The sequence below is a fragment of the Paenibacillus sp. MZ04-78.2 genome (assembly GCF_024213375.1).
Lineage (GTDB): Bacteria > Bacillota > Bacilli > Paenibacillales > NBRC-103111 > Paenibacillus_G.
Map to the genome: position 1 here is coordinate 35955 of NZ_JANAVJ010000038.1, position 12328 is coordinate 48282.

At 46.9% G+C, this 12328-nt stretch carries 15 protein-coding genes; 7 read left to right on the forward strand and 8 right to left on the reverse strand.

Going from position 1 to position 12328, the window contains the following annotated elements; translation table 11 throughout:
- Positions 1 to 9 precede the first annotated feature (9 nt).
- The 5 genes from NLX71_RS21130 to NLX71_RS21150 all read right to left on the reverse strand — a co-directional run bounded on the left by NLX71_RS21130 (position 10) and on the right by NLX71_RS21150 (position 4572).
- The gene (locus NLX71_RS21130) at positions 10 to 714 is read right to left on the reverse strand and encodes an ABC transporter ATP-binding protein (protein ID WP_254365747.1); all 705 of its coding nucleotides are present in this window, start codon (positions 712 to 714) and stop codon (positions 10 to 12) included.
- The gene (locus NLX71_RS21135; protein ID WP_254365748.1) at positions 692 to 1495 is read right to left on the reverse strand and encodes an ABC transporter ATP-binding protein; all 804 of its coding nucleotides are present in this window, start codon (positions 1493 to 1495) and stop codon (positions 692 to 694) included. Before NLX71_RS21135 ends, NLX71_RS21130 begins: the two co-directional genes overlap by 23 nt.
- Positions 1485 to 2435 carry a branched-chain amino acid ABC transporter permease gene (locus NLX71_RS21140; RefSeq protein ID WP_254365749.1) on the reverse strand — a complete coding sequence of 317 codons (951 nt, stop codon included), beginning with the start codon at positions 2433 to 2435 and terminating at the stop codon, positions 1485 to 1487. The genes NLX71_RS21135 and NLX71_RS21140 overlap by 11 nt, the downstream gene beginning before the upstream one ends.
- Positions 2436 to 2448: 13 nt before the next feature.
- On the reverse strand, positions 2449 to 3324 hold the full coding sequence (locus NLX71_RS21145) for a branched-chain amino acid ABC transporter permease (RefSeq protein ID WP_254365750.1): 876 nt from the start codon (positions 3322 to 3324) through the stop codon (positions 2449 to 2451).
- A gap of 99 nt (positions 3325 to 3423) precedes the next feature.
- Entirely contained in the window at positions 3424 to 4572 is a 1149-nt protein-coding gene (locus NLX71_RS21150) for an ABC transporter substrate-binding protein (RefSeq protein ID WP_375377946.1), read from the reverse strand.
- Between the two features lie 739 nt (positions 4573 to 5311).
- Here NLX71_RS21150 and NLX71_RS21155 point away from each other — a divergent pair.
- Both NLX71_RS21155 and NLX71_RS21160 read left to right on the forward strand, forming a co-directional pair.
- On the forward strand, positions 5312 to 5860 hold the full coding sequence (locus tag NLX71_RS21155) for a TetR/AcrR family transcriptional regulator (RefSeq protein WP_302058382.1): 549 nt from the start codon (positions 5312 to 5314) through the stop codon (positions 5858 to 5860).
- 55 nt (positions 5861 to 5915) lie between these two features.
- A complete protein-coding gene (locus NLX71_RS21160) occupies positions 5916 to 6479 on the forward strand; it encodes a GNAT family N-acetyltransferase (protein WP_254365752.1) in 564 nt (187 codons plus the stop codon).
- A 155-nt stretch (positions 6480 to 6634) separates the two neighbouring features.
- Here the strand turns inward: NLX71_RS21160 and NLX71_RS26890 are convergent, their stop codons facing one another.
- Positions 6635 to 6859: an ATP-binding protein gene (locus tag NLX71_RS26890; protein WP_309248973.1), complete on the reverse strand. Its 225-nt coding sequence runs from the start codon at positions 6857 to 6859 to the stop codon at positions 6635 to 6637.
- A gap of 212 nt (positions 6860 to 7071) precedes the next feature.
- Here NLX71_RS26890 and NLX71_RS21170 point away from each other — a divergent pair, with 212 nt between their 5' ends.
- The 5 genes from NLX71_RS21170 to NLX71_RS21190 all read left to right on the forward strand — a co-directional run bounded on the left by NLX71_RS21170 (position 7072) and on the right by NLX71_RS21190 (position 9966).
- Complete coding sequence (locus NLX71_RS21170; RefSeq protein WP_254365753.1) at positions 7072 to 8151, forward strand: tyrosine-type recombinase/integrase; 1080 nt, start codon at positions 7072 to 7074, stop codon at positions 8149 to 8151.
- A 7-nt stretch (positions 8152 to 8158) separates the two neighbouring features.
- Positions 8159 to 8338 (forward strand): hypothetical protein, encoded by a 180-nt coding sequence (locus NLX71_RS21175; RefSeq protein ID WP_254365754.1) that lies wholly within the window; start codon positions 8159 to 8161, stop codon positions 8336 to 8338.
- 80 nt (positions 8339 to 8418) lie between these two features.
- Complete coding sequence (locus NLX71_RS21180; protein WP_254365755.1) at positions 8419 to 8991, forward strand: spore coat protein; 573 nt, start codon at positions 8419 to 8421, stop codon at positions 8989 to 8991.
- Between the two features lie 38 nt (positions 8992 to 9029).
- Positions 9030 to 9374: a DUF2512 family protein gene (locus NLX71_RS21185; RefSeq protein ID WP_254365756.1), complete on the forward strand. Its 345-nt coding sequence runs from the start codon at positions 9030 to 9032 to the stop codon at positions 9372 to 9374.
- A 73-nt stretch (positions 9375 to 9447) separates the two neighbouring features.
- Entirely contained in the window at positions 9448 to 9966 is a 519-nt protein-coding gene (locus tag NLX71_RS21190) for a DUF3231 family protein (RefSeq protein ID WP_254365757.1), read from the forward strand.
- Positions 9967 to 10055: 89 nt separating this feature from the next.
- Here the strand turns inward: NLX71_RS21190 and NLX71_RS21195 are convergent, their stop codons facing one another.
- Positions 10056 to 11588 (reverse strand): 4-hydroxyphenylacetate 3-hydroxylase N-terminal domain-containing protein, encoded by a 1533-nt coding sequence (locus tag NLX71_RS21195; protein ID WP_254365758.1) that lies wholly within the window; start codon positions 11586 to 11588, stop codon positions 10056 to 10058.
- Positions 11585 to 12262, reverse strand: coding sequence for a TatD family hydrolase (locus tag NLX71_RS21200; protein ID WP_254365759.1), 678 nt, complete (start codon positions 12260 to 12262; stop codon positions 11585 to 11587). Before NLX71_RS21200 ends, NLX71_RS21195 begins: the two co-directional genes overlap by 4 nt.
- Between the last annotated feature and the right edge of the window lie 66 nt (positions 12263 to 12328).

The following is a 12328-nucleotide window of genomic DNA, read 5'->3' on the forward strand; positions in this document are numbered from 1 at the left end:
CAGCAACAGCTAACTGCCAAGATAAGCCATCTTGACCTGCTCACTGGAGGCTAACTCCTCCGGCGTGCCGGAAAGGACGACGCTGCCTGTTTCCATGACATAAACGCGGGTGGCGATGGATAACGCCAGATTGGCGTTTTGTTCCACCAGCAGAACAGTCGTGCCGTTGCGATTGATTTCTTCGATAATGGCAAAAATCGTTTTCACAAGCAGCGGCGCAAGCCCCATAGAAGGCTCGTCAAGCAGCAAGAGCTTGGGGCGCGCCATCAGCGCCCGTCCCATAGCTAACATTTGCTGTTCACCGCCGGACAGCGTCCCGGATAGCTGCTTGCGACGCTCATGCAGACGCGGGAAGAGTTCGAATACTTTTTGCAAATCATGACGAATACCCATTGTATCTCTTCTGACGTAGGCACCCAATTCCAAATTTTCCAGCACGGACATATTCGCAAACACACGGCGGCCTTCCGGTACATGGGAAATTCCCGCTTTGACAATATCTTGCGCTGTTTTCCCGTTCATCGAAACGCCGGTATAATGGATGGAACCTCGGTTAGGCTTTAACAGACCGGAAATCGTTTTCAAAAGCGTACTTTTGCCTGCCCCGTTGGCTCCAATCAAGGTAACAATTTCTCCATGACGAACTTCCAGCGTGACCCCTTTCAGAGCTTGAATATGCCCGTAGTACACATCAATTTGCTCCACGTTCAACATGGTTGCTTGCGACCTCCTCTCCCAAGTAGGCCTCGATTACCTTGACATGGTTGCGGATGTCCTCCGGCGTTCCTTGCGCAATAAGCTGTCCGTGATCCAGTACGTAAATCCGCTCGCAGATGCCCATGACCAGCTTCATATCGTGCTCAATCAGCAAAATCGTCAAATCCAGTTCATGGCGGATAAATGCGATCAATTCCATGAGCTGGCGCGTCTCTTGTTGATTCATGCCTGCCGCGGGTTCGTCCAGCAAGAGCAGCTTGGGCCCGGCGGCCAACGCCCTGACGATTTCCAGACGGCGCTGTTGTCCGTAAGGCAAGTTCTTAGCCGTTTCCTGCATGGAAGTTTCCAATTGGAATATCCGCAGAAACTCAATCGCCTTCTCTTCCATTTCTTTCTCCCCGGCAAAATGGGATGGAAGCCGCAAAATAGAGCTCACCATCGAATGCTTGGCCAAGGAATGATAGGCGATTTTCACATTGTCCAATACGGAAATCTCATTAAAAAGGCGAATATTTTGGAAAGTCCGGCTAATGCCCATGCGGGTAATTTGATAAGGAGCAAGACCGTTCAGCCGCTTTCCTTCAAGTAAGATTTCTCCTTCTGTCGGTACGTACACACCGGTCAACAAATTAAAACTGGTCGTTTTTCCGGCCCCATTCGGTCCTATAAGCCCTACCAGCTCGCCTTTGCGGATTTCCATATGAAGACCGGAAACGGCTTTCAATCCGCCAAATTGCATACCGACACCGCGAACGTGGAGCAAGGGGTTATTTTCCATACGCATCCCTCCGTTTCATCGCCGTCCACTTGCGCAAGTATGAGGTCATTTCCGTGGTCCCCATCAATCCCTGCGGCCGATACAGCATGACAACGATCAGGATGACGCTGTAAATAATCATTCGCGTTTCCGGGTAGCCTTGCAGGAAGGTAGACACAATGGTCAGCAATATCGCCGCCAAGACGGCGCCCGACATACTGCCCAGCCCTCCCAGAACGACAAAGGTTAAGATGTCAAACGACTTCAAAAACCCGAAATTTGTCGGTTGAATCATATAAAAGTTATGGGCATACAGCCCGCCGGCAATTCCTGCGAAAAAAGAACCGATCGTGAAGGCGACCACTTTGTAGTACGTGGTGTTGATCCCCATCGCATCGGCGGCAATTTCATTTTCACGGATCGATAGGCATGCCCGTCCATGTGTTGAATTCGTAAAGTTCATAATGACCAGCATGGTCATAAAGAGACATATAAACGCCGTTGTCCAAGTTGTTAAATGCGCCACCTGCATACCGGCCGCGCCCCCGACATATTCCATGTTAATGAATACGACCCGAATAATCTCGCCGAAGCCCAGCGTGGCAATCGCCAAATAATCGCCCTTCAGGCGCAAGCTCGGTATGCCGACCAGCAAGCCTGAGCAGGCAGCCACGGCTCCTCCGGCCAGCAATGCGACAGGAAACGGAAGCTGAAATTTCATGGTCACCATAGCAGCGACATAAGCGCCAACAGCTAAAAAACCGGCATGTCCGATAGAAAACTGCCCCGTTATCCCAATGACCAGATGCAGGCTGACGGCTAAGATCATATTGATCGCGATAAAAATCAAGGCATTCGTATAAAAAGGGGTTAACCATTCCACGCTGATCAGCAATTGAACGCTGCCATAAATGACTGCAGATAGTATGAGAAATAACCAAAATGCTGCCTTATTTTTCATCACTATGCGTCACCTAAACTTTCTCTCGCATATTTTTCCCCAGCACGCCGGACGGTCTGAAAATCAGGATCAAAATAAGAATAATAAAAGCTGCGGCATCCCTCCACGGAGAATAACCCAAAGCGCTTACAAAAGTTTCTACCGTTCCCAGCACGAGGCCGCCGATGACAGCACCGGGAATAATGCCGATGCCGCCCAGAACAGCGGCAACGAAAGCTTTGAGTCCGGGGATGACGCCCATCAACGGTTCTATTTTCGTATAATACATCCCGAAGATAACGCCTGCTGCCCCTGCCAGTGCAGAACCGATGGCGAAAGTAGCCGATATCGTCCGGTCTACATGGACGCCCATCAAGCGCGCTGCTTCCGCATCATGAGATACGGCGCGCATCGCCTTGCCAATTCGGGTCCGATACACCACCCATTGCAAAATGATCATTAAGACGATAGAAATCAGCAAAATATACAGCGATTGGCTGCTGATCGAGGCGCCAAAAATAGTAAAAAACTGATTCGGGAATGTGCTCGGGTAAGCTTCAGGTTGAGCGCCACGAACATAAATCGTGCCGTATTCAATAAGAAGCGATACGCCGATTGCCGTAATCAGAGCAGCGATTCTCGTCGCGTTCCGCAGCCGCTTGTAGGCGACCGTTTCAATCAGCACGCCAAGAATTGCGCACACCACCATCGAGAGCAGCAAAGCGGGGATGATGCCCAAGCCCCATCCCTTAATGGCATAGAAGCCAACAAACGCGCCAATCATGAAGACATCGCCATGCGCGAAATTAATCAGTTTGATAATGCCATAAACCATCGTGTATCCCAGCGCAATTAACGCATAAATGCTCCCGAGCGAAATGCCGTTGACAATTTGCTGTGCCCAGTCCATCACATTCAACCTCCGAACCGCTCAGACTCGAATTGGATTGATCTTCAAAAAGCGCAATGGGAGGAGGCCCCCCCCCCCCCCACGGCCCTGTCGAATGCTTTATGGATTCACTTTCGTTCTAAACGTTTGCTTCCCCTCTTTATATTCCAGTATAGTTGCCGTCTTGATCGGATTGTGCTGCTTATCGACCGTAATTTTGCCGGAAACCAACAGCAAATCTTTCGTTTGCGCTAAAGCGTCCTTAATTTTGCTTCCGTCGGTCGAGCCCGCGCGCTTGATGCCGTCCGCCAACAAATAGACCGAATCGTAGCCCAAGGCGCTAAACCCATCCGGAGCTTTGCCGCTGTACTTGCCTTTGTACGCTTGGACAAAATCCTGAATCATCTTATCCGGGTCTTCGGACGAATAATGATTGGCTATATATGTATTATTCAAAGCAGCGGCGCCAGCCAAATCCACTAATTTGGGAGAATCCCATCCGTCAGCTCCGATAAGCGGTATGGTCATTCCCAATTCGCGTGCTTGCTTCACGATCAAGCCCACTTCTTCATAATAGCCGGGGATAAAGATCGAATCCGGGTTCAGCGATTTAATGCGAGTCAATGTCGCGCGGAAATCGGTGTCCTTCGCGACATACGCTTCTTGGGCAACGATCGTCCCTCCGGCCTTCGTGAACGTTTCTTTGAAAGAATCCGCCAGCCCTTTCGCATACTCACTGGCGCTGTCTGCAAAGATAGCCGCCGACTTCACCTTCAGTTCGTCGGACACAAAGTTGGCGGCAACGCGACCTTGAAACGGATCGATAAAGCAGGTCCGGAACATATAATCGTTGACGCTCCCGTCCGCTTTCCGCGTGATATTCAGACTGGTGCCTGTAGGCGTCAGAAGCACGGTTTTGTTATTGGTTGCGACTTGCGCCTGCGCAATCGTATTGCCGGTCGTGGCTGCGCCGATAATCGCTGCCACCTTATCTTGGCTGGTCAATTTGATCGCCGCATTGGTTGCTTCAGCCGCATCCGACTTATTGTCCACTTTGATGACTGCCAATTTCTTACCGTTAATGCCGCCGCTTTTGTTCAAGTTTTCGACAGCCAGATCGATACCCTCGGCAATCGACTGACCGTATGAAGCTACCTGACCGGAAAGCTCTAAGTTGGCTCCGATTTTAATAACGTCCCCTGCTGCCGCATCGCCCGACTTTCCCGCCCCTCCGCATCCCGCTACGAGTCCCGCTAGCGCGAACCCCATTAGCAGATGCAGCGCTTTTTTCCTGGTTCCTTTTCCCCTACGTTGCTGTTTCATAAAAAAATACCCTCCTCTTGGCGTTCCATTCCCTATTGGTGCAAGCGCATGCAGTTGTTCTTAATACTATTATTCAGCGCGAACAACCAGTATTACATCCAATGTTTATTTCACGAGGTATAAAAAAACATCGCCTTGGAAGCTCGGCGATGTCAAATAATTAAGCATGATTCCTTTTACTGCTGTTACTCTTTTACTTTGAGTATAATCTTTCCTATATTACAATTTTCCTCTATGTGCAGATGAGCTTGTTTAACCTCCTCTAGAGTGTCCTTCCAATAACGTTCATAATGCTTTGTCTCTATCTTCTGACCAATAGAATCCTCGCCGTCCTGTCAGCGCTGCCGACCCTTGTCGCATCCGAATCAAGTCTCGGACTTACTGATACAATGTTTACTCGTTTTACTGATTCCATAACTTATTTCCTTCTCAAATAAAACGTTCTTAAATGTTATAGTGGTCAAATAATTTTATTCAGATTAATAATATATGAAGGTGCGGCAGAAGGAGGCGACGGACCAATCCTTCGACTGGATACAGGTGAGGGCTATAGGGCTTTATACATGTTATTTTTCTGTTAATTATATTGATTTCTGTTATTTGATCTGCTATGGTTACTTACGAACGTTCGTAAGTAAATAAGGAGTGGTATTCAATTAAAAGTGATGAGATTAAACGGGCAGCACTGAAATACTTTGCCATTCACGGATATGAAGGGGCTTCTCTTTCGAAAATAGCCGAAGAAGTTGGATTGAAGAAGCAATCCTTATACTCCCATTTCAAAGGCAAAGATGATTTATTTCTTCAGGCTATACGTGATGCCGGTGAGGTTGAGTTGAACACAAAGCTTACGTTCTTTAATAATCATAAAAATGATTCGCCGGAGAAATCATTACATGCATATCTAGTGATGGTTAAAGAACTATTTCAGTTAGACGAGCGCATGAAATTCTGGCTGCGTATCTCCTTCTTTCCGCCCGAACATCTTTATCATGTGATAGTAAATGAAGTCTTTGCCATTGAAGACCAGGTCATGGAGATGCTTGAAGCGAAGTTCGCTGAGTGGATGAAGGAAGAAGAGATCTATAAGGAACAACCCTCTATTCCGGCAAGTGCATTTACTGGGATTGTTGATACCTTGATGCTGGAGTTACTCTATGATTCAAGTCCAGAGCGAATTAACGAGAAGCTGGAGTCGACTTGGACAGTCTTTTGGCGAGGAATTTCCAAGTAAGAAGAGAGCAAATATTTTCAACAACTATAATGAAATTAATCGAGGTGCTACAATCATGAATTTTATAGAAGTTACTCAACAGAATTTAAAACTGGCCTATACCATTCAAAAGGAAATTTTTTCGGATTCGCCTGATATTCTGCACATCAAAAATTCTATTGATAACAATGATCCGGGTTATGCTTATTGGATTGTGTACGAGAATGAAACTGCCATAGGGATTTCGGGCATTTATACTGTAGAAGCTGACAGAGATTCCGTTTGGCTCAGTTGGTACGGTGTTTTGCCTAAATGGCGGAGCAAAGGCTTTGGAAGAAAAATTCTACTTGAATCCATCGAAAGAGCTACATCACTGAAACAATTCAAATATTTAAGACTATATACATCCGAAAAGTACAATGCGAGTGCATTGGAGTTGTACGATTCTGTTATGAACCTATGCGAGCGGTATGAAAATCCTGATGATGAGACATTTGAACGGACTGCTTTGGTCTACTCCTATTCACTAACGGAAGAAAAGGTAACGCCCTGGAACAATAGATATATGGGCATTCGAGAGCTTGAGGAGCTATGCGAAGCTGGTGAGTTGTATTTAAAAGAACACGGATACGAAATATAGCAGGTATCATCCCCTTCAAGTAAAAACTCTAGTTAAACTCAAACAGGGCCGTCCCAGGCAGCTATTTCATGGCTTATGGGGTGGCCTGTGTTTTGTCAAGTGGAATTTCCTGGTCGGATCATCAAAAATCCTTGGTGAATTTCCAGTTGCTACAGTCACTTTTGGCGCATCAGGGTATGCTTGAGGCGGTAGCACTCTCCTTCAAAGACAATCAATTGTCCATGGTGGGCGAGTCGGTCAATCATCGCGGCAGCCATCTGGTCATCGGTAAAGATTGAGCCCCATTTGGAGAACTCCAGGCTTGAGGGGGATTCAAAGGATAATTTTCTTAATGATTGATCATTCATTCCTTTCAAGTTTAAAAAAGCAAGAAAAAACATTGACGAAATAGAAAATTATGGTGTAATATAGTGCTCAAATTAAAGTATCCGAAAACTAGTTATTTTCGGATACGAACAAAAAAGGGAACGAAAATTTCAGTAATTGGATAAATGTATGGCGTGAACAGCCCGCAAAAGTATGGCCGATAATATTGTAAATTCTTGAAAGCCTCTCCCCTACTTGAAAGTCTAAACGAAAGAAGTGATACGGTTTGTTAGAAAGAATAGCAACCTCTTCTGCTCCATCATTTTCGGAATTCAGTAATTTTGAGCCGAATTGGGATATGTTTTTGGAGGATGGAAAATATCTCAGTTTCGCCAAGTTAAAAAGCCAAGATCAGGACCCGACTCTCACAGACCTATCCTTTATCTATTTTTTTCTGTTCAAGAATACTGTACGTAAGTCAGAAGTTTTGACTGGTGGTTCTTTGAACATCTACAAACAAGCTATTTTTGAGTTTTTAGATTTTATTTATGGCCGGTCGCATTCTGCGGCTGGTCTCCCCCCTTGCTCTTTGGCAGAAGTTGGGTTTATTCAACTCGAAGGTTACCAAAAATTTATAAAGGGAAAAATGGATGCCAGTGAATATGCCCCTGCTACAGCCCGTAGGAAAATAACGATTATTCGCGCTTTATTAAGATACGGGCTTGAATTTCAATTCTTTGATAGGGATCTGAGTGTATATTTGCGTCCGCCAAAGGTTCGTATGATTCGCCAAGAACGAAAACTAATTAAGAAAGAAATGGCTTTGATCCTCGAAGAGCTTCGTAAAAAACCAATGAATCGATTGATAGGTGCTTTTCTACTTATGATGGGCCTACGGATATCTGAACTTTGCTTTGCCAAATGGGGGGATCTCTACGAGGGGAACAATGGGCAAATCTTTATGAAAGTGATCGGGAAGGGGAACAAAGAACGTCATCTGAGAATAGATCTAACGGTGTTTCAATTACTCCTTCGCTACCGAAGCGAACGTGGGGATTGCATTATCATTGGGAAAGAACCGGACCAGTGGCTTGTTACCAATTCTAAGCGCAATCAATTAAACGATCGCGTGGTCCGAAAAATGATTGAGCGAGCCTCCGTTCGAGCAGGTGTAAGCAAGCAAATTAGCCCACACTGGTTTAGACATAGCGCGGCAAGCTACTCCTTATTGGGGGGCGCAAACATCATCAAGGTGAAAGATTGGTTAGGCCATGCCGATATCAGAACGACCCAAATATATCTTCACGATATCGAAAGGGAAAATGATACCGGGCCGGGAGAATATATGAAAGATATTTTTGTATAGCAGGAGCATGCTGGATACAGCTGGTAAAAAAGTCGGTCGCCTTGCTTCCGAATTTTCGGAAGAATTTGTTTACATAATAAATTTTATGTTAACAATGAATGCGGCCATGCTCTGCTCAAACGAAACGGCGCCGATCGTTACCGCAATGAACTATAAAATTTTAGTTGGGGGGGGCTTAGCACATTGAATAGATGCATGATCTGAATAAACAAGCCTTTGGATGGAATAATACCTTCAGATCCCACAACATGAAGGAGCTGATATTCAATGAGACTTGCTTCGCATGAGGCACATGAGTTAAACGAGCTGCTTCTTAGCTGTACAAATTCAATACAATGTATGGCGCTATTCCTCAATCAAGCCACGGACCCCGAGCTTCGCGATATGATAGCGCGTCAATACCCCGCCCATATTCAAGATTACAACATGAAAGTTGAATTCGCAAAACAAGCGACGGGGTCTGCGGACAAGCTTAACGTCCCAGAACTGCAACAAATCCAAGGAAATGTACCGAATTTCCAACAGCAATACCCGGCAGTTCAGCCACAAGTAAAGCTTTCCCAATTGGATGACAGATCTATAGCCACCTCTTATTTGTTAACTTTGAAACGGGCAGGCCGTGAATACGCATGGGCCGCATTTGAATGTTCCACTCCACAGTTAAGATTGTTTCTAGAAGATGCTTTTAAAATGTGTTCTCATCAAGCATTCGAAGTATGGAATTACATGGCGCGTAAAGGCTGGTACCCTGTTGCGATCGCTCAACGGAACGTTATGCAAGCTATGGGTCAAACATTTCAACCGGTTCCTTACCAACAGCCGGCTGCAGTGTATCAGTGATTCGTTCATGACATGACAATTCAAGGGGCTGGTAACGAATGAAGTTCATTGTCAAATTACTGCTAAATGGAATTGTTGTCGTTCCGCTGTTGATGTGGTTTTCTGAAGCGACGCTGTTGCAAGCCGTCATCACGGCTCTGGTTCTAAGCATCATAGCTTATTTAGTGGGGGATCAATGGATACTAAAAGTCAGTAATAATACGGTGGCAACGGCAGCTGACGCAGTCCTCTCTTTTGCCGTTCTGTGGATGGCCGCCAGATGGATGAATTGGGACTTAAGCTTTATGGAAATGATCATCATTAGTTTGGTCTTGGGCGTCGTTGAAGTATTCTTTCACCGGTTTCTCGGAACGGTTGACGACAGAACTGCAGCTAAACAGTGACGAATACTCTGCGGTACATTGGTTACAATATCTGTGTGTAATGGAACATTAATTTTTTGGAGGAGTTGTTGAAATGGGAATTTTAAGCGGAAACCCCAAAAATGAGCCGATGCATTACGGGGAAATCTATGATGTGTGGCAATTCTCCATGAAAGCCAAAGGCTGCGTTTCGCTTTACCGCGCTTATCAGTTTCACGCAGGAGATCGTGATCTCAAAAACCTATTGGGCGACTTCATCGATCAAGCGGAATTGGAAATTAGCGAATGTGATACTATCCTTACAAATAACGGAATAGCCCCTTCCCCGGCATTACCGCAAAGGCCGGAGGCCAAGCTCGAAGATATTCCAATCGGAGCTAGACTATCCGATCCGGAGATTGCATCTTTAATAGCTGTCGACTCCTCCGCCGGTCTGGTCGCTTGCAGTCAGATTATGGGCAAGTGCATTCGTGAGGATATTGGTATCTTGTTTGCAAAGTACCACGTTACTAAAGCCGCTCTTGGTCTTAATATTCTAAGAATGAGTAAAGAAAAAGGCTGGCTCATCCCGCCACCGCTTCAAGTACAAAAACCTGAACTTGTAGAAGTCTGAATGTAAGGCACCTCATTTTTTGAGCAACGAAATGGAAAAAAGAACGCTGATCCGATGACGGTTAGCGTTCTTTTGGTTTGGGACCCTTCTTATCTTTGCACCAGATTGACATCGTGCGGATCGATCCAGGTCGAGTCCGTCCAACCATCGAGGTCATAATCGCTCATGCACTGCTCCACCATGCTTTTGAACGCCTCGGCAGACCCGCTGTTTACAGCTTCCATCAGTGCGTGAATGCGGATTTCTTCAAAATTGCCGGTATAATTTCGTTCGTATAGCCCATGCCGGCCGCCAAATTCGCTCCCGATGGCGTCCCAGAGCAATTTATTTAGCTTAATCTTCTCCATACTGTCATACCCGCCCGAGCCGCGGTAAAATCTCTCCAAATAAGGACGAAGCTCCGGATTTTTAAAATCCGCCGAACTGGAAGGCTGTACGATGAGCCCTCCTCCCACCACGTCTTCGATAATTTCTTTGATACGCGTCCAAGCCATGGGAGAAAACACCCTGTAAGCCGTTCCGTGCTCGACATTCGGCAAAACCGTTCCATTCGGACCCGGATTCGGATCTTTAGCCATTGCGGTACTTAGTGCCCAGAACATATTTCGCCAGGCAATCATTTCTCCGACTTTTGCTTTGACCCCGCGGAAATCGCCGGTTCCCGAAGATTCAACGACTTTTAACAGCAGGCCGGCGATAAAGTCAAGCTTGACTGCCAGACGGGTGCATCCGTGAAATATAAACAGATTGATGAACCCGGAACGCGGGAAGAAAGCATTTGCCTTTTCAATATCTCGATAAACCAGAATATTTTCCCACGGAATCAAGGCTTTATCCAAAATAAGAACAGCATCATTCTCATCCAGACGGCTTGAAAGCGGGTTATCGAACGGGCTGCCTAATACGGCGGAATGGAGTTCATAGGAAGGGCGGCAAATCATCTTCACTCCGGGCGTATCGTGGGTGGCGAAGAAAGCGAGCGCAAATTCCTCTTTTTGAATGGGCAGCGTCCCGTTATGAGCGACAAAATGGCAATTGGTCAGCGCGGAGCCTGTTGCTACCATTTTAGCACCGCTGACAATGATCCCGGCATCGGTTTCCTTTTCGACGTTGATAAAAACATCGGACACGGCATGCACCGGTTTGTTTCGATCCACCGGCGGATTGATGAGGGCGTGGTTGATAAACAATACCCTCCTCTGCGCTTCCCCGTACCACCGGCGGGCGTTATTCTCAAAAGGGGCATAAAACTCCGGGTTGCCGCCGAGAGTTCCAAGAAAAGCGCCCTTGTAATCCGGGGTCCGCCCCATCCAGCCGTAGGTAAGGCGCGCCCAAGCGGCTATGGCCTCGCGTGACGCTAACAATTCCTCCGCGTTTCGGCTAACTTTAAAAAAGCGATGGGTGTAGCTGCCTCCCGGGATATCGACAGGCGTGGTTAATACATCGTGATCCTTGGGGTCATGCAAAGCATCGTAAAGCCGTGCAACGGAACGCGCGGAATTTCGGAAAGCCGGATGGTTCACAATATTCTGTACACGCTGCCCGTTTAGCCAAATTTCCCTGTCATCGCGCAGACTGTCCAAATACTCTTTGCCGGTCATCGGTTTCCTAACGTCGCTCATCCCTGCTTCTCCTTGATCCATTGTCCCAATCGCAGCTTACCCGACTGGCTGTAAAAGCGGATCGGATTATCCCATACCAATTGTTGGATCACGTCTTCCCCATACGCTTTCTTTCTCATTTCAAGGGCTGTTTTCACGATACTAAGCGGGTTGGCCGGACCCCAATCGGCCGCGGAATTAATCAGCATACGCTCCGTCCCGTACCGATCGAATATTTCGATCGCGGTTTCGGGGGAAACCTTGGTCGGATAAATCGTCATCCCGCTCCATCCTCCGTAAGCCATCGAGAGGTCGATCGTCTCGAGGTTATTATGGTCGATCAAAACTTGATCGGGATCGAGTTTGACTTCCTTTAGCACTTGGATTGTACGCTCGGTGCCTTCTCTTTTATTGCGATGGGGGGTATGCACCATGACAAGCATATTCATTTCTTTTGCTATGAGGAGCTGGCGCCGCATAATTTCTTCTTCCGCATCTGTGATCAAATCGAACCCGACCTCGCCTATGGCCAGACAGCGTTCATGCCGACAATACTCCGGCAGGCCGTCAATCACCCGATGGGCGAGTTCCAGGTTGTTCGCCTCTTTCGGATTCATCGACACGCAGCTGAAATGATCAATCCCGTACTCCTTCGCCCGTTTCGGTTCAAATTCGAGGATATGCGTGAGCGTCAAATACTCCCCACCTTTCAAGAACCTCAAGCTCATGAGAAAATGAAGGCATCTTGAACGGGAGGTTGC